The 20,575-nt window shown below is 69.5% G+C and carries 18 protein-coding genes; 11 read left to right on the forward strand and 7 right to left on the reverse strand.

Going from position 1 to position 20,575, the window contains the following annotated elements:
- Positions 1 to 115 precede the first annotated feature (115 nt).
- From HUW46_RS30635 to HUW46_RS30650, 4 genes are all read left to right on the forward strand, one after another.
- Positions 116 to 1,393 carry an MFS transporter gene (locus tag HUW46_RS30635; RefSeq protein WP_215542241.1) on the forward strand — a complete coding sequence of 426 codons (1,278 nt, stop codon included), beginning with the start codon at positions 116 to 118 and terminating at the stop codon, positions 1,391 to 1,393.
- Positions 1,390 to 2,952 (forward strand): carboxypeptidase-like regulatory domain-containing protein, encoded by a 1,563-nt coding sequence (locus HUW46_RS30640; protein ID WP_215542242.1) that lies wholly within the window; start codon positions 1,390 to 1,392, stop codon positions 2,950 to 2,952. Before HUW46_RS30635 ends, HUW46_RS30640 begins: the two co-directional genes overlap by 4 nt.
- 259 nt (positions 2,953 to 3,211) lie before the next feature.
- Entirely contained in the window at positions 3,212 to 4,339 is a 1,128-nt protein-coding gene (locus tag HUW46_RS30645; protein WP_215542243.1) for an HNH endonuclease signature motif containing protein, read from the forward strand.
- A 161-nt stretch (positions 4,340 to 4,500) separates the two neighbouring features.
- Positions 4,501 to 4,887 carry a hypothetical protein gene (locus tag HUW46_RS30650; RefSeq protein ID WP_215542244.1) on the forward strand — a complete coding sequence of 129 codons (387 nt, stop codon included), beginning with the start codon at positions 4,501 to 4,503 and terminating at the stop codon, positions 4,885 to 4,887.
- Here HUW46_RS30650 and HUW46_RS30655 read toward each other — a convergent pair.
- Positions 4,862 to 5,848: a saccharopine dehydrogenase family protein gene (locus tag HUW46_RS30655; protein WP_215542245.1), complete on the reverse strand. Its 987-nt coding sequence runs from the start codon at positions 5,846 to 5,848 to the stop codon at positions 4,862 to 4,864. The genes HUW46_RS30650 and HUW46_RS30655 overlap by 26 nt on opposite strands.
- Before the next feature lie 88 nt (positions 5,849 to 5,936).
- Between HUW46_RS30655 and HUW46_RS30660 the strand changes: the two genes are divergently transcribed.
- From HUW46_RS30660 to HUW46_RS30670, 3 genes are read left to right on the forward strand one after another with little or no spacing between them, the layout of a single operon-like run.
- Positions 5,937 to 6,725, forward strand: a complete 789-nt coding sequence (locus HUW46_RS30660; RefSeq protein WP_442860864.1) for an MBL fold metallo-hydrolase — start codon at positions 5,937 to 5,939, stop codon at positions 6,723 to 6,725.
- On the forward strand, positions 6,722 to 7,324 hold the full coding sequence (locus tag HUW46_RS30665; protein ID WP_215542247.1) for a DedA family protein: 603 nt from the start codon (positions 6,722 to 6,724) through the stop codon (positions 7,322 to 7,324). The genes HUW46_RS30660 and HUW46_RS30665 overlap by 4 nt, the downstream gene beginning before the upstream one ends.
- On the forward strand, positions 7,321 to 9,435 hold the full coding sequence (locus tag HUW46_RS30670; RefSeq protein ID WP_215542248.1) for a phage holin family protein: 2,115 nt from the start codon (positions 7,321 to 7,323) through the stop codon (positions 9,433 to 9,435). The genes HUW46_RS30665 and HUW46_RS30670 overlap by 4 nt, the downstream gene beginning before the upstream one ends.
- Here the strand turns inward: HUW46_RS30670 and HUW46_RS30675 are convergent.
- Positions 9,414 to 10,970, reverse strand: a complete 1,557-nt coding sequence (locus HUW46_RS30675) for an amidase (protein ID WP_215542249.1) — start codon at positions 10,968 to 10,970, stop codon at positions 9,414 to 9,416. The genes HUW46_RS30670 and HUW46_RS30675 overlap by 22 nt on opposite strands.
- Before the next feature lie 265 nt (positions 10,971 to 11,235).
- On the opposite strand from HUW46_RS30675, the gene HUW46_RS30680 reads away from it, so the two are divergent.
- Positions 11,236 to 12,273 carry a sialidase family protein gene (locus HUW46_RS30680; protein ID WP_215542250.1) on the forward strand — a complete coding sequence of 346 codons (1,038 nt, stop codon included), beginning with the start codon at positions 11,236 to 11,238 and terminating at the stop codon, positions 12,271 to 12,273.
- A 43-nt stretch (positions 12,274 to 12,316) separates the two neighbouring features.
- On the opposite strand, the gene HUW46_RS30685 is transcribed toward HUW46_RS30680, so the two are convergent.
- On the reverse strand, positions 12,317 to 13,522 hold the full coding sequence (locus HUW46_RS30685; protein WP_215542251.1) for an FAD-dependent monooxygenase: 1,206 nt from the start codon (positions 13,520 to 13,522) through the stop codon (positions 12,317 to 12,319).
- A gap of 76 nt (positions 13,523 to 13,598) precedes the next feature.
- On the opposite strand from HUW46_RS30685, the gene HUW46_RS30690 reads away from it, so the two are divergent.
- Positions 13,599 to 14,135 carry a TetR/AcrR family transcriptional regulator gene (locus HUW46_RS30690; protein ID WP_215542252.1) on the forward strand — a complete coding sequence of 179 codons (537 nt, stop codon included), beginning with the start codon at positions 13,599 to 13,601 and terminating at the stop codon, positions 14,133 to 14,135.
- 15 nt (positions 14,136 to 14,150) lie between these two features.
- Here HUW46_RS30690 and HUW46_RS30695 read toward each other — a convergent pair whose 3' ends face one another.
- From HUW46_RS30695 to HUW46_RS30705, 3 genes are all read right to left on the reverse strand, one after another.
- Positions 14,151 to 15,905 carry a hypothetical protein gene (locus HUW46_RS30695; protein WP_215542253.1) on the reverse strand — a complete coding sequence of 585 codons (1,755 nt, stop codon included), beginning with the start codon at positions 15,903 to 15,905 and terminating at the stop codon, positions 14,151 to 14,153.
- A 90-nt stretch (positions 15,906 to 15,995) separates the two neighbouring features.
- Positions 15,996 to 16,445, reverse strand: a complete 450-nt coding sequence (locus HUW46_RS30700; RefSeq protein ID WP_215542254.1) for a nitroreductase/quinone reductase family protein — start codon at positions 16,443 to 16,445, stop codon at positions 15,996 to 15,998.
- A 14-nt stretch (positions 16,446 to 16,459) separates the two neighbouring features.
- Positions 16,460 to 17,026, reverse strand: coding sequence for a TetR/AcrR family transcriptional regulator (locus HUW46_RS30705; protein ID WP_254125049.1), 567 nt, complete (start codon positions 17,024 to 17,026; stop codon positions 16,460 to 16,462).
- A gap of 92 nt (positions 17,027 to 17,118) precedes the next feature.
- Between HUW46_RS30705 and HUW46_RS30710 the strand changes: the two genes are divergently transcribed.
- Positions 17,119 to 17,565 (forward strand): tautomerase family protein, encoded by a 447-nt coding sequence (locus HUW46_RS30710; RefSeq protein ID WP_215542255.1) that lies wholly within the window; start codon positions 17,119 to 17,121, stop codon positions 17,563 to 17,565.
- Positions 17,566 to 17,591: 26 nt separating this feature from the next.
- A complete protein-coding gene (locus HUW46_RS30715) occupies positions 17,592 to 20,057 on the forward strand; it encodes a molybdopterin-dependent oxidoreductase (RefSeq protein WP_215542256.1) in 2,466 nt (821 codons plus the stop codon).
- Here HUW46_RS30715 and HUW46_RS30720 read toward each other — a convergent pair.
- On the reverse strand, positions 20,054 to 20,572 hold the full coding sequence (locus HUW46_RS30720) for an arsinothricin resistance N-acetyltransferase ArsN1 family B (protein ID WP_215542257.1): 519 nt from the start codon (positions 20,570 to 20,572) through the stop codon (positions 20,054 to 20,056). The two genes, HUW46_RS30715 and HUW46_RS30720, sit on opposite strands and share 4 nt — an antisense overlap.
- Positions 20,573 to 20,575: the final 3 nt, after the last annotated feature.

Here is a 20,575-nt window from a genome sequence, read left to right on the forward strand (position 1 = left end):
GGCTCTGGTCTGTTCGGACCCTTGCCGGTGCCGGGCCAGGTGGCTAACCTGCTTCCAGCATTGGGAATACATTTTCGAAATGCCGAAAAAAAGACCGGGTCGCCGGAGGTATTCCATGGACTTGGCGAGCACGCGGCGGCGGGCGGTGCTGGGCGCGAGCGTCGGCACGCTGCTGGAGTACTACGACTACTACCTGTTCGGGCTGGCCGCGGCGGTCGTCTTCCCGAAGACCTTCTTCCCCTCCAGCGATCCGGTCGCTTCCGAACTGGCTTCGTTCGCGACCTTCGCGGTGGGTTTCGTGCTGCGGCCGCTCGGCGGGATCGTGCTCGGGCACATCGCCGACCGCGCGGGCCGCAAGACGGCGCTGATCATCACGATCGTCTCGATGGGGATCGCCACGATGCTCATCGGCGTGCTGCCGGGATACGACCAGATCGGCGTCGCCGCGCCGATCTGCCTTGTCCTGCTGCGCCTCGTGCAGGGTTTCGCGACCGGCGGCGAAATGGGCAGCGCCACCTCGCTCGCGATCGAGCACGCGCCGCCGGACCGCCGCGGCCTCTACGGCGCGCTGCTGCTGTCCGGATCCGGGGTCGCGCTCTTCCTGTCGTCGGGCCTGATGGACCTGGTTTCCCTGCTGCCGGACGGGCAGTTCCGGTCGTGGGGCTGGCGGATCCCGTTCCTGCTCAGCGTCGTACTGCTGGTGGCGGGGCTGGTGATCAGGTGGAAGGTGCCCGAAACACCGGAGTTCGAACGCGCGCGGAAGGCGGAGCGGCCCCGCCGGGCGCCACTGCTCGTGGTGCTGCGAAGGCCGAAGATGCTGGTGTTCGGGATCCTGTTCGGATTCGCCAACAGCATCGGCGGCTACGTCGTGACGACCTACGGCACCGCGTACCTCACCGGTCGCGGGGTTTCCGCGTCGGTGGCCTACACGGCGACCATGGTGGCGGCCGGGGTGCAGATCGTGCTCGCGCCGACCTGGGGCGCGCTGTCCGACCGGATCGGGCGCAGGCCGGTGTTCCTCGGCGGCTGCGCCGCGCTGGCGGTGCTCATCTTCCCGGTATTCTGGCTCTACAACACCGAAAACGCGGTACTGGCCGCGGTCGCGATGGTGCTGGGGTTCCCGGTGGCGGTGCTCGCGATGTCGGCGCTGTCCCAGACCATCCTGTCCGAGTTGTTCGGCACCGAGGCGAGGGCGACCGGGATCAGCATGGGCTACCAGTTCACCGCGGTGCTCGCGGGCGGGTTCGCGCCCGCGATCAGCACGGCCCTGGTGGCCGCGGGCGGCGGGCAAGCTTGGGGCGTCTGCCTGTACGTGATCGGCGCTTGTGTCCTCAGTGGACTGTCCATGCTGATGCTGCCGGATCGCGCTGGGCAGGAACTGGGGGCGAAATGATCGGGTACGTCAGCGACGAGCGCTACCTCGCACTGCCGGGGGTGTCGGTCGAGATCACCGACGGGAACCGGTACTGGCAGGCGGTTTCGACGGCCAGCGGCGCGATCCGGGTGGAGCTCCCGCCTGGCGAGTACCGGGTCACGCTCGCGAAGGACGGGTACGGCGCCAAGCACGTCACCGTGTCGATCGGTTCCGGTCAGCCGCACCAGTTCCGGCTGCTGTCGGATCGCGTTTTCGGTTACGTGTGGCCGAAATGGGTCCGCGCGGGTGAGCGGGGCGAGTTCCGCATCCACAGTCCCGAGCCGTACCGGCTGAGCCTGTGGCGGCACGGCGGCGCGGCGGAGGAGACCGCGCTGATCGGCTGGTTCGACGAGCACGCGCCGCGCGCGACCGTCCAGGTGACACCCGACGGCGACTACACGCGGACCGGCGTCCGGTTCAACGAGCGCGGTTTCGTCGACCCGTCGCACCGCCAGTACGTGACGGCGCCGGATCGCGGCGGGCTCTACTACTTCCACCTCGAAACCGAATCGGGTTCGCGGTTCTCGTTCCCGTGGGTCGTCGCGCCGCGCACGCCGTCGGCGAGGATCGCCGTGCTCGCCTCGACCAACACCTGGAACGCCTACAACAACTTCGGCGGCCGCAGCAACTACATCAACGCCGCCGGGCTGCCCGCGGAGCCGATCCTGGTGCCGCGCCTGGAAATGCGCCGCTACACGGAGTCCAGTTTCAGCGAGCACGACCTCCCCGACGACGCCTATCCGCCGCTGTCGTTCGAACGGCCGGAACCGCTGAACCAGATCGGTTTCGGGGAACGGCCCGAGGATCCGGTCCGGGGCAGGCAGCCGTGCCATCTCGCGGCGGCGGAGTGGCGGCTCTTGAGCTGGCTCGAACGCTCCGGCTACGACCACGACCTCTACGCCGACGAGCACCTCCACGACGGCACGCTCGACCTCGACGCCTACCGGGTGCTCGTGCTCAACACCCATCCCGAGTACTGGTCGCGCGAAATGTACGACGCGGTGTGGTCGTGGGTGCACGAGCGCGGCGGGAAGCTCGCCTACCTCGGCGGCAACGGCGTCGACTGCGAGGTTTCCTTCACAGGAGATGGCGCGTTGCGCTTCCTCACTCATGTTTCTGGTTCGCACGAGAGCCGGATGCATCGGTCGTATCGGCCGACTTCGGCGTTGCTCGGGGTCGTGTTCACCAATGCGGGAGCGATGACCGGCGCTCCGTACGAGGTTCTGTCGCCAGAGCACTGGGCGTTCGGCGGCTCTTGCGCCCGTGGTGACCTGTTCGGTGTGCGAAGTTTGCACGAGCGGTGCCCCGGCGGGGCGTCCGCGCACGAGACGGACAAGGTCGGGGCGTTCAGTCCGGATGGGGTCACCGTGCTGGCGCGGGGGCTCAACCCGGATTCCGGTGGGGGTGAGGTGGTGCACTTCGGGACGGGCAGCGGGGGTGAGGTGTTTTCGGCCGGATCGATCGGGTGGTCGTCTTCTCTGGTGGATCCTGGGGTTGCTGCGGTTACCCGGGCGGTTCTGGACCGGTTTCTCGGATGATCCTTTTCTGGCCTCTTCTCGCTTCATCCAGGACTGTCGGTGCCTCCGTGTAGAGTGGAAAATGGGGGCTGCATTTTTGGCTTTGCTCGCTTTTTTGGTGGGCGCGGTGAAAGTTTCAGGCACGCCCGCGACGCGGCGTCCCCGACGCATTGACGGTCCCGTTCGCTTTTCGTCTTCTGTTTCGTTGGGGTCCCGTTGTGGCAGGTTGTGATCATTTCTGTACCCGATCGGGTGGTGAGGTGGTTGGTAGAATTGTTTTGTGGACGTATTAGAGAAGTCTGAAGAGCGGGTTGTTGCTGATTCTGCGGAGCATTGGAAGAGGTGGTCTCGATATGGGCAGGCGATGTTGTTACGACAAATTGTGCAGATGAGACAGGTGCGGTCTCGAAGATCGGTGCTTGCCTGGGTGGCGTTGTCGTGCAACTGCACCCAGGCCGGGGCGGAACGGAAGGCGGCGCTCGCTGACGCGTTGACCTCATACCTGCCCCGCACCCTCGAAGCACTGGAGAACGGGGTCATTGACGAGGGCATGGCGGCGAAGGTGTTCGAGGCCACCGCCTGCGCGTCCCGCGACGTGGCGCGGGAAGTCGATGCGCGAGTGAAGTTCGAGAACAAGAACTCTGCCTCACTGCGCAGGATGGTCAACACGCTGCTGATGCGAGTCGACCCGGAAGGATATGAGGCGCGGCGGCGGGAGAAGGCGGCGGCGCGGATGCTGGAGATCCGGCATGGGGATCATGGGTCTTCGACCCTGTTCGCCGAACTGCCCTCCGACCGTGCCCAGGCCATCTACGCCGCCTGCGACCGGGATGCGTTGGAGAAGAAGCGCAAGGGCGATAAACGCACCATGGATCAGCTCCGGGTCGATGCGTTGGTGGAGCGATGCCTGGGCGGGGAGTGCGGTGGTAAACCGAAGGCGCAGATCTATGTCTACATCGACCTCCCGACCCTGATGGGCCTGCGGAACAACCTGGGCGAACTCGCCGGGTGTGGGGAAATCTCACCTGAGATGGCACGAGAGATCGCCTTCGACTCGAACTCGGTGTGGAACCGGATCGTGTCGGAACCGATGACCGGGTTACCGGTCGACATGGGGCGTAACAGCTACCGGCCGTCGAAAAAGATGCGCAAGTACGTCCAAGTCCTGCACCGCACCTGTTGCATGCTGGGATGTTCCCGGCCCGCCCAGTATTCCGACCTCGACCACGCACAGCCGTGGAGCGAGGGCGGCGGCACCGACAAAGCCAACATCCGGCCGTTTTGCCGGGTGCACCACGGTTTGCGTCACGAACCCGGCTGGGAATTCCACACCGACGCCAACGGCGTCACCACCATCACCACCCCGGACGGTCGCACCTACACCGACGACCCCACCGGGTTCATCTGACCGGCGGGTACGGCACGGCATCATCCTGTGGGTGCATGCCAACCGCCACCAGAGTCGCACCGGGCATCGTTCTCCGGCCCGATGCGGTGAGTCGGGGTGCGCGCATAGCCTCGTACCCGGGTTCTGGATTCCATTGTGGACTGTGCGGGGAGGAAGGCGCGATGAAGACCGGGCAGTACCTGGCCGCGACGGCCGGTGAGCTGGCTGGGCACACCAAAGCGGACAAGGTCGCGGGCGGGGTGAGCCAGAAGGCGCTGTTCCACCGGCGGGGCGCCATCGAACTCGACGGCGACCGCGTGGTGCTGCGGACCTGGTCGGACACGCACGACCTGGTGCTGTGCCGCGAAGACATCACCGCCATCCGGCGCGAGTTCACCGACCTCTACGGCCGGTTCATCGGCGGGCTGCTCGACCGGGGCAAACCGCTCATCGTCGACACGAAGACAGCGGGCGAGATCTACCTGCTGATCGACCGCAAAGAATTCATGGAGACCACCGACAACAAGAGCTGGGAAAAGGAACTCATCGCGTGGCGCGATGAACAGTAGAGTCCTCGTCCACCAGTATCCCGGCAGCGGGCAGCGCGGTCACCACCTTCGACGAACCGGGCAACTCGTCGATCTGGCGGACACCGGGCGGGGAGCCTTCGCCGAGGAGACGGACCACGTGTGCTGCGACGATTCCGGTGGCGCGGCTCTGTGCGCGGCCGGTCGCGGTCGCGGAAACCTGTTCGCCACCGGCGCCAGCCACGTCCACGCGCACAGCGAACCGGTCACTGCCGAAGTGCACCGCCGAGAAGGCCGCGATCAACGCGCGTTCGAGCCGTAACCGCCTGATCGCGGCGAACACACCGGCCGAGCGCAACGCGAACAGGGCGCGAGTCGCGGCGCGCGAATCGAAACACATCCTCGTGGTCGCGGCGACGCCGAGCGTGCGCGCGAGGGAGCGCTGATCGGAGAAAGCGAACGAAAACGCCGTCCTGGCGCCGAAACCGGGCAGGTGCACACGTTTGCGGCGAGCGGTGGCGCGGTCGGCGAGGTGGGCGACGGTCCACCGGACCGCGTCGTCGCCGTGGTGCTCGCCCAGCCCGAGCAGCACCGCGATGTCCAGCGCGGCCGGGGTTTCCAGCCGATCGGCGCAGCGGCGGGCGAGCAGATTCGTCAACCCAGGGGCGAGGCCGACACCGAGCACCGCGGTCGCCCCGTTCGCCACGGCCACCTCGTCGAGCCGGATGATCGAATCGTGCACCCCTTCGGACGCGCTCACGTCGACGTAGTGGACACCGCGTTCGAGACAGGCGCGGGCCACCTCGGCGTTGGCGCGTTCCACGCACATCACGACCACGTCCGCGCCGTCGATCGCGCGGCGCACGGCAGCGGGATCGGCGACGTCGACCGCGATGGTCGCCTTCGCCGCGTCGCGTCCCGCGACGACGACCTCGTGCTCGCCGAGCGTCCCCGAGACGACCTTCCCGACCGCCCCGTAGCCGCCGAACACGACAACGCGCACACCTCAGGTTAACGTGACCAACGGATCACCGCGCCGGGGCGCGAGCCGGGCCGTCTTTGGTGATACTCGACGTGTGCAGGGACTTGACATGCGGTTTCTCGGCCACTCGACGGTGCGGATCGAGCTGGCCGGGCGCGTGGTGCTGACCGATCCCGTGCTCACGCCGCGGATCGGGCCGCTGCGCAGGGTCGCGGGCGCGCTCGGCGAGGACGCTTGGGCCGACGTGGACACTGTGCTCATCTCGCACCTGCACGGCGACCACCTGCACCTGGACTCCCTGCGGCTGCTCGGCAAGAGCACGGCGATCGTGGTGCCACGCGGCGCAGGGGCATGGCTGAGCGGGAAGGGTTTCACCGACGTCAGCGAGATCGCGCCGGGCGAGACCGTCGAGGACGGCGCGCTGACCGTGACCGCGACGGAAGCGCGGCACTCCGGGCACCGCTGGGGGCCGCGGCTCACGCACGGTCCGCAGGCACCCGCTGTCGGGCACCTGATCAGCGGCGGCGGCACGCGGATCTACGCCGCAGGGGACACCGACCTGTTCGACGGCATGGGCGGACTCGGACCCGTCGACGTGGCGCTCCTCCCGGTGTGGGGCTGGGGGCCGACGCTGGGGCCAGGCCACCTCGATCCGGGGCGGGCGGCGAAAGCGGTCGAGCTGATCGACCCGGCCGTCGCGGTGCCCGTGCACTGGGGAACGCTGGCGCTCACCGGGCTCACGAGGGCGCCGTTCGGGATGGGCCGGACCATGCGGCGGCTGCTGGTGGACCCGCCCCGCGAGTTCGCCGCCGCGGTGGCGCGCACGCACCCGCGCACCGAGGTCGTGGTCACCGAACCGGGCGAGGCCGTGCTGCCGGGTGCGAGGTCCGGCTCGTGAGCACGGTCGTGCTCGCGTTCGACTGGTCGAACACCGCGAACATCGGCTACCCGGTGCTCGGCGGCGGCGTGCTGCTCGGGTCGATCATCCCGATCGTGCCCACCGGCGCGGTGGTCGGCGCCGCGGCCGCGGTCGCGATGACCACCGACCACCTTTCGCTGCCGATCGTGCTCGTCCTGTCCACAGTGGCCGCCTTCGCCGGTGACGTCGTGACGTTCGGGATCGCGCGGCTCGGCGGACCGGCCGCGGTGCGCTGGGTGGCGCGCGGGCAGCGCGAGGAACAGCTCGAAAAAGCGCGTGACCGGTTCACCCGGCGCGGCTGGCAGATCGTGGTGATCGGCAGGCTCGTCCCGGCGGGCCGGATCCCGGTGCTGCTCGCCGCGGGCGCGCTCGCCTACCCGTGGCGCAGGCTCGTGCCCGCTTCGCTCGTCGCGTGTTTCGTGTGGGCGGTGGCCTACGCGCTGCTCGGCGTGGTCAGCGGTGGCATCTTCGATTCACCGCTGGTGGCCACCGTGCTCGCGACGGTGCTGGTGCTGCTGGTGACGGTGCTGATGAACGTGATCTCGCGGAAGCGGAAGAAGGCAGGAGACCGGTCATGAACCTCCCCCCGGCGAAGGGCAGGCTGCTGCGCGGCGGCCGGGTGGCGGCGCGGATCCTGCTGGTGTGGCTCGCGGTCGTCGGCGCGCTGCGAGCCGTTGACGCGCTGCTGCCGGGGTTCGCGATGCACCACTGGTGGCAGCCGACCGTGTGCGCGCTGCTGCTCGGCCTGCTCAACGCCGTGGTGTGGCCGCTGGTGCTGCGGATCGCGCTGCCGGTGGCGATGTTCACCTTCGGCGTCGGCTCGTTCCTGTTCCTCGGCGCGGGAGCGCTCGCGATCTTCAGCGCGATGCCGGGCGTCGAGATCCACGACTTCGGCTCGGCGGTGATCGTGGTGCTCGTGCTGGCCGCGGTCGGCGCGCTGATCAGCGGTGTGCTCGCGGTCGACGAGGACGAGATCTTCTTCCGCAGGGCCGCCCGCCGCGCGCGCCGCGGCGGCGGGGACCGGGCGGCCGACCCGCCGGGCATCCTGTTCCTCCAGGTCGACGGGCTCGGGTACGACGTGGTCCGGCGCGCCGTCCGCGACGGTGACATGCCGACGCTCGCCGCCTGGCTCACCGGCGGGAGCCACGCGCTTTCGCTGTGGCACACCGACTGGAGCTCGCAGACCGGGGCGAGCGTGTGCGGGATCCTGCACGGGTCCAATCACGACATCCTCGGTTTCCGGTGGTACGAAAAGGATCGCGATCACGTGATGGCGTGCGCGCACCCGCGTGACGCGGCGGAGATCGAGCGGCGGCACAGCAACGGCAAGGGGCTGCTCGCCGACGGCGGCGCCGCGCGCGGCAACCTGTTCACCGGGGACGCGCCGCACTTCAGCCTCACCATGAGCTCCATCGCCGGGCTCGTGCCCAAGGACCAGCGAAGGTCCAAAAAGGACCGGATCGGCGCCGGGTACTACGCCTACTTCGCCAATCCCGTCAACGCGTTGCGCACGTTCGCGGCCTCGCTCGTCGACGTCGGACGCGAGCTGTCCGCCGCGTCCCGCCAGCGCCGCGCCGACGTGCGGCCACGGACCAAACGCGGCGGCTGGTACCCGCTCGCGCGGCCGGGCACCACGGTGATCGCGCGCGACGTCGTGGTCTCGGCGATCATCGAGGACATCCTCAACGGCAGGCCCGCGGTGTACGCGGACTTCCTCGGCTACGACGAGGTCGCGCACCATTCGGGGATCGAGCGGTTCGACGCGCTCGCCGTGCTGCGCTCGATCGACCAGCAGATCGGCCGGATCGCCCGCGCCTGCCAGCTCAGCACCCGCCGCTACCACGTGGTGGTGCTCTCCGACCACGGGCAGACGCAGGGCTGGGCGTTCGCCGACCGGTTCGGCGAGCCGGTGGAGTCGCTCGTCGGCAGGCTGTGCGGCGGTTCCGGCGACGATCCCGGCGCGCACAGCGCCCGCCGCTCCGCGGAGGGCTGGCAGGTCGGCGCCGCGCTCGCCGAGGCGACCTCTGGTGGCGGGCTGATCGCGCGCCGCCTGCGGGGCAGGGTCGAGCGCGCGGGCTTCGCCGACGACCGCCCCCGCACCGAAAGCGGCAAGCCGGGCGAGGTCAGCAGGGTCGCGCCGGGTGTGGTGACGGTGGTGTCGGGACATGTCGCGATGGTGTCGTTCACCGAGCACGAGGGCAGGGTGCCGCTGGAGACCATCGAGCGCGAGTACCCGGAGCTGCTACCGTCCCTTGTGGACCATGACGGGATCGGGTTCGTCCTGGTGCGCAGCGAGGAGTTCGGGCCGGTGGTGCTCGGGCGCGACGGGCTGCACCGGCTCGCGACCGGGGTGGTCATCGGCGAGGACCCGCTGCTCGGCTACGGCGAGCACGCCGCGGACCTGATCCGCCGCGTCGACCGGTTCCCGCACTGCGCCGACCTGATGATCAACAGCAGCTACGATCCGTCCACAGGGGACGCTTCGCCGTTCGAACCGCACGTGGGCTCGCACGGCGGGCTCGGTGGCCCGCAGTCGCGCGCGTTCCTGGTGCACCCCAAGGAGTTCGAGGTGCCGGACGAGATCGTCGGCGCGGAGCGGGTGCACCGGCTGTTCCGGGACTGGCTGGCTGACGTGCGCGCACCCGCGCACGCCAGCCAGGCCGCCGATCAGCCCGCCGTCGGCAGGTAGTGCGGCGGACGCCACGCCGCGAGCGCGCGCTCCGCGCCGCCCGCGATCGACAGCAGTCGCGCGTCCTGCCAGTGCCCCGCCATCAGGAGCACCCCGATCGGCAGTTCGCCGACCGAACCCGCGGGCACCGACACCGAGGGGTAGCCCGCGACCGCGGCCGGGGTCGACGAGGGGATGACGTCGTTGTCGCCGCGCTGGCAGTCCGTCGTCCAGGCGGGCGGGTTGGTCGGCGAAGCGATGGCGTCGAGCCGGTAGCGCGCCATGGTGTCGTCGATCGACTGCCGGGACAGCGTGCGCAGTTCGTTCCGGTTGGCTTGGTACCGCGGATCGGTGGTCGGCGGCGCGGCCAGTGCCTGCTCGAACAGTTCCTGTCCGGCGAAGCAGGTCTGCTCGGCGAGGTGGGTCCGGTTGAACTCGATCAGCGCGGCGAGATCGCGTGGTGCGCCGGTCCTGGTGCGCAGGTAGGTGTCGATGTCCCGGTGGAATTCGCTCAGCAGCGCGGGGAATTCCAGTGCCGCGATGCGGTCCTGGTGGGGGAGTTCGACCTCGACGACGGTCGCGCCCGCCTTCCGCAGCTTGTCCGCGGTCCGCGACATCACCTCGTCGACCTCTTTGCCGAGCGACGGGAGCCGCCACAGCCCGATCCGCTTGCCGCGCAAGGCATCCGGGCGCAGCGCCGCCGCGTAGTCGGTGGTCTGGTCCGCGGGGTAGGCCGCGGTCGCGGGGTCGGCGGGGTCGCGGCCCTGCAACGCGGACAGCGTGATCGCGGTGTCGACGACGTTGCGCGCCATCGGGCCCGCGGTGTCCTGCTCGGCCGAGATGGGCACGACACCGGCGCGGCTCACCAGGCCGAGGCTGGGCTTGTGCCCGACCACGCCGTTCATCCCCGCCGGGCAGACCACCGAACCGTCGGTCTCCGAGCCGATCGCCACCTGGGCGAGCGAAGCGGCGAGGCCCGCGGCCGAACCGGCGGAGGAGCCGCACGGGTTGCGGTCGAGGACGTACGGGTTGTTCGTCTGGCCGCCGACCGCGGACCAGCCCGAAGTCGGTTTCGCGGCGCGGAAGTTCGCCCATTCCGACAGGTTCGCCTTGCCGAGGATGACCGCGCCCGCGTCCCGCAGCTTGGCGACCAGCGTCGCGTCCTTCGACGGCGGCGGCCCGGCCAGTGCGAGCGAGCCCGCGGTCGTGGGCAGGTCGCCGGTGCCGATGTTGTCCTTGAGCAGGACCGGAATTCCGTCCAGCGGGCCGCGCGTGGTGCCGGCGCGGTGGCGGCGGTCGCTCGCCGCGGCCTGGCGCAGCGCGGTTTCGTCGACGCGCAGCACGGCGTGGAGCTTGCGGTCCACGGTGCGGATGCGGGCGAGATAGGCCGAGGTGAGCGCGACCGCGCTGAGCTCCCCGTCGCGCATCTTCTGCTGTAGCTGGGGAATGGTCGCGGTGTCGAGGTCGACGGGGCACCGGCCGTCCGCCGAGGCAGGTGCCGTGAAGCACGCCGCGGCGATCAGGGAAGCAAAGGTGAGTGCTGCTGCTTTTCGCATCGGTCCATACCACTACTCCTCGGTGCCCGCCGCAACGATCAAACGCAGTAGCGCGCCCGCGCCTGCCGGTGACCCGGCCGCCGGAAACCGATTTTCCCGAACGCGGTAGAACTGTCCGGATCACCTGGGCCGAATTCGTTTTCGAAATACACCCGGAAAGGGAATTGACATGCGAAGACTTAGTGCACGTGCACTAGTTTCGGTCGCGATCGTGGTGGCCTCGTGCCATCCGACGGCCCCCGCGGCCGAGGTACCGTCGACGTTCGTGACCGGACCGGACACCGTCGTCGCCGTCGCGGGGAGTGGCAAGAACGCCTACTTCCCCGATCTCGTCCGGCTGCGTGACGGGTCCTTGTTCGCCGCATACCGCGAAGGAGCGGGCCACGTCGGAATGGACGGCAGGCTGCTTTCGGTGACCAGCACCGACGGCGGGCGCACCTGGAGCGCGCCGCGCGTGCTGCTCGACACCCCGTACGACGACCGCGACCCGAAGATCACCGCGACCGCGGCAGGCACCCTTTTCGTCACCTACTTCGAAATCGACTGGCGTCCCGTTCCCGCGATCTCGCGCGGCACTTCCGTGCTCCGTTCCGACGATGGCGGCCGCACCTGGTCGGCACCGAAGAAGATCGCCAGCGCGATGGCGGGCCCGTCGGACGAAAGCGATTCCGGGTACCGGCTCGGCTGGACGGCGAGCCACGGCGCGATCGTCGCCGCGCCCGGCGGCGCGCTGCTGGCCCCGCTGTACGGAACCCTGCCGCACGACAAGTGGCAGCGCGCCTCGGTCGTGCGGTCGACCGACGGCGGCCGCACCTGGCGCGGCGAGACCGTGCTCGCGGCCAGGCCCGGTATCCACTTCCAGGAGCCCGTGCTGACCGTGCTGCGCGACGGGCAGCTCGTCGCGCTGATCCGGACCGGCACCGGGGTCGCTTATCTTTCCCGTTCGCTGGACGGCGGCGCGCACTGGACCGCGCCGCAGGCCACCCGCATCCCGGCGAGTTCGCACCACCTGCTGACCACGGCCGAGGACGGGGTGCTGCTGACCTACGGCGACCTGTCCGGCCGGTTTTCCCCCGCGCCGGGCCGTCCCACCGTCGGCAGGCTGCTCGACCGTCCGGAGTGGACGCTCGACGAGGGGAAGGACGTCCTGCTCTACGACGCGGGGTCGCCGGGCGCGCCGGTGAGCGATCAGGCGAACCCGTCGAGTGTCGAAGTCCGGCCCGGCCGTTTCCTGACCCTGACCTACGACCTCGGCAGGCACGCCGTCGTCGGCGTCTACAGCACGGCGGCCCGCTACCGGTGAACGCCGCGTCGTGGCCGGAGCACCGCGCTTCGGCCACGACGGTTCACTTGGCGAACGCGTAGTCCTTGACGGTCATCGAATCGTGCAAGCGGACCCCCTTGGTGTTGAGCTTCGCGACCGCCCTGCTGACCCCGGACGGCAGCGCGGACACGAGCTGCCCGCCCCGCACGAGCGCCCACGCGCCGAACCGCGACGACGGGATCAGGTTCTTCGCGGACCCCAGTGCGAACGCACGGCTGCGCCGCACCGGATCGCGCATTTCCCGTTCGTACGCGGCGAAAGCGCGTTCGTGGTCGCCGCCCGCCTCGGCCAGCTCGCCCGCCAGCACGTAGGCGCCGAGCACCGCGAGGCTCGTGCTGCCGCCGACCGCGGGGCCGGGGCAGTAACCCGCGTCGCCGACCAGTGTCACGCGCCCGCGCGACCAGGGTTCCAAGCGCAGCTGGGTGATCGAGTCGAAGTAGAACGTCGGTGTCCGGTCGAGCTCGCCGAGCCAGCGGTCGACATCGGCGTGCATACCGCGAAACGCCTGGCGCAGCAGGGTTTTCTGCCGTTCGGTGTCGCGGTAGTGGTAGTCGAGCTCGTACTCGGCGCGGAACAGGAAGACCGCGCGCGCCTCGTCGAGCCGCTTCGCGCTGTAGAGCCCGGCGAGGCGGTCGACGCCGAAGTGCCCGAGCATTTCGCCGTCGCGGCTCAGCTCGTCCGGGGCCGAGAACACCGCGAGGTAGGCCCCGGTGGGGTGGGTGAACTCCGACTCGTCGCCGAAGACCAGTTCCCGGACGTTCGAATGCAGGCCGTCCGCGCCGACCACGATGTCGAACCAACGGGGCTCGTGCTTTTCGAAGGTGACGTCGCCGTCCGGTGAGATGGCGGTGATGGAGTCGCTGAAGAGGTACTCCACATCGTCGGCGGTGGCGTCGTAGTAGATCTCGCTCAGGTCGTCGCGCATGATTTCGACGTGCCGGTCGGAGGCGGCGGTGAAGATCTTTTCGAGGTCGATCGTCGCCGGACGGGTGGTGCCCTCGCGCACCACGGTCATCCGGGTGGTGCCCGTGGCGAGGCCTTCGATGCGCGGCAGCACGCCCATCTGTTCGGAAATGTCCATGGCGGGGCGGAACAGGTCGACCGCGTGGCCGCCCGTCTTGCGCAGCACGGGGGAGCGTTCGACGACGGTGACGGCGAAGCCGTGGCGGGTGAGCCAGTAGGCGAGGACGGGCCCCGAGATGCTGGCTCCGGAGATGAGAACACGCATGACCAACTCCTTACTTACCGGAAGGTAAGGACAACGGTAGCAGCTTACCTTCCGGTAGGTAAGGTAGTATCGAGCGGTGGCAAAACCGTCCGACACGAAGCAGCGCATCCAGGCGGCCGCGCGGGAGCTGTTCGCCCAGAAGGGCGTGCAGGCCACCAGCCTGCAGGAGATCGCGGACCGGCTCGGCATCACCAAACCGGCGCTGTACTACCACTTCTCGTCACGCGAAGAACTGGTCCGCAGCATCGTGCAGCCGCTCATCGACGACGGCGAGGCGTTCCTGCACGAGCAGGAGGCCCGCCGCGAGGTCGACGCGAGGGCCTTGCTCGAGGGGTACTTCGACTTCCACTACGCGCGCCGCCAGGAGATCATGTTCCTCCTCGCCGAGCTCAACACGCTCGTGAAGCTGGGCTTGATCGACCTCGTCGTGGCGTGGCGCGAACGGCTCGCCTCGCTGCTGTGCGGCGGCGAGCCGACGTTGGCCCAGGCGACGCGCGCGGTCGTCGCGCTCGGCGGGCTCCAGGACTGCACCGTCCAGTTCGCCGACGCCGATCCGGCCGAACTGCGGAAGGCCGCCGTCGACGCCGCCTGCGCCGCACTGGGCATCGCTTGAGCGTAAGAAGCGGCGTCAGCCGAGCAGCGCGCGGTAGCGGTCGACCGACGGTTTCATCCCGTGGTCGGGATCGGCGTCGTACAACCCGTCCGGGCCCTTCTTCCCGAAGCCGTACGGTTGGTAGAGCGTGCCGCAGGACGGGTTCTCGGCGGCGAGGCGCTGCCACCGCAGCCAGGTTTCGTCGTAGCGGTGGAGGTGCGCGCGCATGGCCGCCCGGTCGTACCGGCCGGTGCGGTCGCCCGCGAAGCCGCGGAGCATGACCTGCCAGCCGTGGTGGATCACGTCGTAGAGCGCCTGCCCGTAGCGCGCGGACACGCGCAGGTAGTCGCGGTCCGCGCCCTCGCGCAGCGGCAGAGTGTCCGAAAGGGACACCACCTCGCGCCAGATCCGCGCGGCTTCCGCCTTTTCCGCGAGCACCGGTTCGATCTGTCCTTTGTCGACGATCGAGGTGAAGTCGTCGGCGAGGTCCTTGTCGGAGCCGCCGAGGAACTGGTCGCGCGTCCACAACAGCCGTCGCATCGGGTGGACCTGGCTGTAGTGGCCGCGCAGGGTGCCCGCCGCGGACAGCAGCGCGAGCCTGCGGAACCGCCGCGACTGCCCGCCGCGCAGGCCGATCCGGTCGGTGTACGCGGCGAAAGCGCCTTCCTCGCCGAGCCCGGTGTCACGGGCCCAGCGGGCGATCACCCAGGTGTTCAGCTCGCACCACAGTTCGTTCCGCAGGTACGGCCCGCGCCAGCCGCCGCCGCGCGACCAGGTCCAGATCCCCGCGATCAGCGGGTTGTCCGCCACGTCGGCGAGCCCGATCGGCCGCGGCCCGTGCCGGAACTCCTCGAACCCGTTGACCACGCCGTCGATCACGTAGTCGGGGCAGGCGCCCTTCGCCTCGTATTCGCGCTGGCACTGCACTTCGACGAGTTGCCGGTGCTTCCCGACGCCGATGGTCTCGTTGAACTCGACGGTGCGCCAGAAGTCGCGCGCCGTGTGCTTGATCGAGAACACCAGGTTCTCGTGCGTCGCGACCTGGTCGGTGACCGCGCGGTAGTACGCGGGGTCGCTGGTCAGCTTGTCGCCGCCGGTGGACCAGGTCCGGTAGAAGACGCGTTTGCCCGCGCGCTCGCACACCTCGTCGCGCAGGATGCCGAGCAGGTCGAGGTGGCTCGATTCGCCGTGCAGGATCGGGTTGTTCCCGGTGTGGAACGGCACGTTCTGCAGGTAGGTCTCTCCGGTGCGCACGACGAGCCCGTCGAGTCCGGGGAAGCGCGCGAACACCTCGCGCAGCATGAGCCGGTGGATCTCCCGCGTGCGCGGGCGCGCGAGGTCGATCCGCCCCTTGTCGTCGAGGATCTCGGCGCCGAACAGGTCGACGAGGCGCTTGGGCAGCACGATGATGTCGGTGAAGTAGTAGGCCGCGATCCCCGCCGCGTGGGCGCGCGCGATCCGGTCGTCGATCTCGCGAGCGGTCTTTTCGACCCACGCCCTGCCATCGGAACCGGGCGGGAAGATCCGGGGATCGACGGTGTCGAAGGTGATCGCGGTGTGCGGCGGGGTGAACTCGTTGACCACCTGGCCGTCGTACCCGTAGCCGGCCAGCGTTTTCGGATCGTTGAAGCGGCTCGTGAACGCGGGTTCGCCGGGGTTGCTCTGCACCATGTCGAGCAGGAAGGGCAGGCGGCGGCCCCGTTCCGGTGCGGCCGTGGCGACGCCGCCCGTGGTGGCCAGCGCGGCTGCTGCCAGCCCGCCGCGCAAGACGGCCCGTCGGCTCGGCTCCATGCCTACCCCCAATACATCAGATGTATTGAGGTTAGAAATCTCAGAGACCGCCGTCAATATGGGTAGCCCGTTTCGATCAACACCAAGACATCAGATGCTTGGTGTCAAGGTGATGCGGACGCTGCACGGGCGGGTCTCCAGTGCGGAGAAGGCCGATCGCAGGATCCGCCTGCCGAAGGGGTGGGCGCTGAACGTCTCGACGCGCGCCTTGACGTCGTCGCCGGGAACGAGCTCCGCCGTGCCGGTCAGCCAGGTGCGGCCGATGAGCAGCCGGACGCGGGGGTCGGCCTGAAGGTTGCGCACCCAGCCCGCCTTGGTGCCGTGCTGCGCGATCACCCAGACCTCGTCGCCGGAACGGCCGTAGCCGACGGGCACCCTGCGGGTGAGCCCGGAGACGCGCCCGGTGGTTTCGAGCAGGGTGTGCCACGGCGGGGTGATGCCGAGCTTGAACAGGCCGCGCATCGCCGGGTTGGCGAGATGGCGGCCGATCAGGATTTCGCGCCGCACCTTGCGGTCGAGCGCGGTGTCCGATGTGGACATCGTGTGCTCCTTTGTCAGCTTTCCAGGAATGCCAGCAGTTCGGTGACGACCTCGTCGAGCGGTTCGACGCTGCGCTCGGCGCGGCAGAGGATGATGGCACCCTCCACAGAGGACACGGCGAGCGTGGCGAGCCGCTTGGCGCGCGCGGGTTCGTACCCGTGCCGTTCGAGCAGTAGCACGCTGGCCCGGTGCCAGCGCTGGAAGATCTCGCTCACCGTCGCGGTGGACTGCGGGATCTCGTCGTGACCGTCCACAGTGAGCGCAACGACCGGGCAGCCCGCGCGATAGTCCGATTCGACGAGCGCCTGCTTCCAGAACCGCGCGAACAGTTCGAGGCCGGTGCGGATGTCGCCGTCTTCCGCGACGGCCTCGAACAATGAGCCGATGTAGTCGCCCGCCTGCCGGACGGCGGCGGTGATCAGCTCGGCCCGTCCGCCCGGGAAGTGGTGGTACACCGACCCGCGCGGCGCGCCGCTGTGCGCGAGCACCGCGTCGATGCTGGTCCCCCTGGTGCCGCGTTCGCGCAGCAGCTCGACCGCGCTGGCGAGCATCCGCTGCCTGGTTTCCCCCGCCTTGGCCACTCGGCTCCCTTTCGCTGCACGTGCTCTTGACTAGACAGTATGACAGAGTCCATAGTTACTCCAAAGTAGTAAGCAAAAGAGGAGGTCAGGGCATGCCGATGATCGAGGTGACGGTCCCCGAGGGCGCCGTCGAAGCCGCCGCCGCCGAGCGTCTTCGCGAAGAACTGGCGACCACCCTGCTGCGGTGGGAGGGCGCGCCGGACACCGAATTCTTCCGCGAGATCACCTGGGTCTACTGGCACGAGATCGCCGCGGACCGGCTCGCCGTCGGCGGGCGTTCCCGCGGCGCGCCGCGGTTCCGGGTCGAGGTGACGGTGCCGGAAGGGGCGTTGTCCCAGCGGCGCAAGGACGGGCTGGCCGCCGACGTGCACGCCGCGGTGACCGCGGCCGCCGGGCTCGATCCGGCGCGCGCACTGCACGTGTGGACGCTGATCAGGGAAGTGCCGGAAGGGAACTGGGCGGCCGCAGGCGAGACGATCCGGTTCGCCGAGCTGAAGAAGATCTCCCAAGCCGAGCGGGAAACTTCGGTGGCGTCCTGATCGTCCACTGAGGACAGGAGTGCGCGATGAGCTCGTGGCAGAAGACCGCCTGCATCTTGTGCGAGTGCAACTGCGGGCTGGAGGTGCGGGTCGCCGACCGGGAGCTGGTGAAGATCCGCGGCGACAAGGAGCATCCCGGCTCGGCGGGGTACACCTGCGAAAAACCGTTGCGGCTGGACAAGTACCAGAACGGGCCGCACCGCATCGACACGCCGCTGCGCCGCCGTCCGGACGGCGGCTACGACGAGATCGGCTGGGAGACGGCGCTCGACGAGATCGCCATGCGGCTCGCGGCGGTGCGGGACACCCACGGCGGGGACAAGATCTTCTTCTACGGCGGGGGCGGCCAGGGCAACCACCTCGGCGGCGCCTACGGTCGCGCGCTGTTCCACGCGGTCGGCGCCGAGTACATGTCGAACGCGCTGGCGCAGGAGAAGACCGGTGAGGGCTGGGTGGACCAGCAACTGCACGGCAACCACACCACCGGCGACTTCGAACGGACCGAGGTCGCCATCTTCATCGGGAAGAACCCGTGGCAGTCGCACGGGGTGGCCAGGGCGCGGCCGGTGCTGCGCGAGCTGGCGAGGGACCCGGACCGCGCGATCATCGTCATCGATCCGCGCGTCAGCGAAACCGCGGCGATGGCCGACTTCCACCTCCAGGTCAAGCCGGGTACCGACGCGTGGTGCGTGTCCGCGCTCGCCGCGACGCTGGTGCAGGAGGACCTGATCGCGCGCCGCTGGCTCGACGAGCACACTGTGGGCATCGAGGAGGTGCTGACCGCCTTGCGCGCGGTCGACATCGGTGACTACGCCCGGCGCTGCGGGGTGCCCGAGGGCCTGATCCGCGGCGCGGCCAGGCGGATCGCTTCGGCCGAAAGCGCGGCGACGTACGAAGATCTCGGCGTCCAGCAGTCGCCGAACAGCACGCTCGTGGCGTACCTGAACAAGCTGCTGTGGATCCTGACCGGCAACTTCGCCAAGCCGGGTGGTGTGCACGTCCACTCGTGGGTCTTCCCGATCGCGGGGCGCTGGCACCCCGTGCCGCGATCGGGCGGCGGCCCCCGTGCTCCACGCGCTCGCCGCGTCCTCGGCCTGGCTTCGATGCGGTGGGGCGCGAAACCGCTGCGGCGCGCCTTTGCCGCCGTTGCGGGAAAACGGGGTGCCGAGCCGATCGCCGGTCTGGTCGCGGACACCGCGCTCCACGCGTTTTTCGAGGCGGTGGCGGTACCGTCGGCGCGGCGGATCGCCGACACGCTCGGCCGTCCCGACGCCGACGGCACCACCCCGGTCAGCGGAGCGAACATCGTCGGCGGGCTGATCCCGTGCAACGCCATCACCGACGAGATCCTCACCGACCACCCGGCCAGGCTGCGGGCGATGTGGGTCGACGCTTCGAATCCGGCGCATTCGCTTGCCGAATCGGCGCGGTTCCGCGAGGCGATGGCCAAGCTCGACCTCACCGTGGTGATCGACGTCGCGATGACCGAAACCGCCCGCTGCGCCGATTACGTCCTGCCCGCGGCGAGCCAGTTCGAGAAGCACGAGTCGTCGTTGTTCACGTTGCACTTCCCGCACAACGCCTTCCAGGTCCGGAAACCGCTCATGGACCCGTTGCCGGGAACCCGGCCGGAACCCGAGATCTACGCCGAGGTCATCGATCGGCTCGGGGTCGTCGACGGCGCGCTGATCGCGGACCTGACCGCGGCGGCGCGAATCAGCAGGCAAGCGTTTGCGCTCGCGTTCTTCTCCGCGGTCGAGAACCAGCCGCGGCTGGCCGGGCTGACGCCCTACCTGCTCTACCGGACGCTGGGGGCGACGCTTCCGCCCGGCGAGCAAGCGATGGCGTTGATCTGGGGGCTCGCGCACCTGTGCGCGATCGCCCAGCCGGACGCGGTGGCGCGGGCCGGTTTCACCGCGCGCGGATTCGCGCAAGGCGAGCAGTTGTTCGAGGCTTTCAACACTTGGCGCGAAGGCGTGATGTTCACCGACGACCGTTACGAGGACGCCTGGAACTACGTCCAGCACCCGGATCGCAAGATCCACGCCGCGATCCCGATGTTGCTGGAGGAGCTGGCGCGGATCGACGGTGTCGAGCCGTCCTACACGACGGCGGAGTTCCCGTTCGTCCTGTCCGCGGGTGAGCGCCGTTCCTTCACCGCCAACGTGATCATCCGCAATCCCGAGTGGCGCCGCCGGGACAAGCAGGGCGCGTTGCGCGTCTGCCCGTCGGACGCCGCCGAACTCGGGATCGAAACCGGCGACGTGGTCAAGGTGGTGACCGGCGCCGGTTCGGCGCGGACCGCGGTCGAGGTCACCGACATCATGCAGCCGGGGCACATTTCGCTGCCCAACGGGATGGGCGTCAGCTATCCGGGCGAGGAGACCATCGGCGTGCCGCTGAACACTCTCACCTCGGGTGCGCGCCGGGACAAGTTCTTCGGCAGCCCGTGGCACAAAACGGTGCCTGCCCGCATCGAACGCGTGACCTAGCGGGGTTCGGCCGGTGGACCGTCGCCGGTGGCGAGCGCGCGCTGGACCCAGGCGACGTCGCGCCACTCGCCGTGCTTCCAGCCGATGTCGCGGTAGGTGCCGACCGGTTCGAAGCCCATCGCGCGGTGCAGGCCGACACTGGCGTCGTTCGGCAGCGTCATCCCCGCGGCGGCGGTCCGGAAACCGCGCTGCGCCAAGCGTTCCAGCAGCGCGGTGTACAACGCCCTGCCACCGCCGCGGCGGTGTGCGCCGCGGGCGAGGTAGACGCTGACCTCGCACGACCAGCGGTACGCCTCGCGGGATTTGAACGGGCTGCCGTAGGCGTACCCGGTGACCTCGCCGTCGTTCTCCAGGATCAGCCAGGCGTGCGTTTTCACCACGTTCGCGATGCGCGTTGCCATTTCGGCGGGCGAGGGCGGGACGTATTCGAAGGTGATCGCCGTGTCGGTGACGTAGGGGGTGTAGATCGCCGCGCAGGCTTCGGCGTCCTCGATGGTCGCGTCGCGGATGAACATGTC

The organism is Amycolatopsis sp. CA-230715 (assembly GCF_018736145.1).
GTDB lineage: Bacteria > Actinomycetota > Actinomycetes > Mycobacteriales > Pseudonocardiaceae > Amycolatopsis.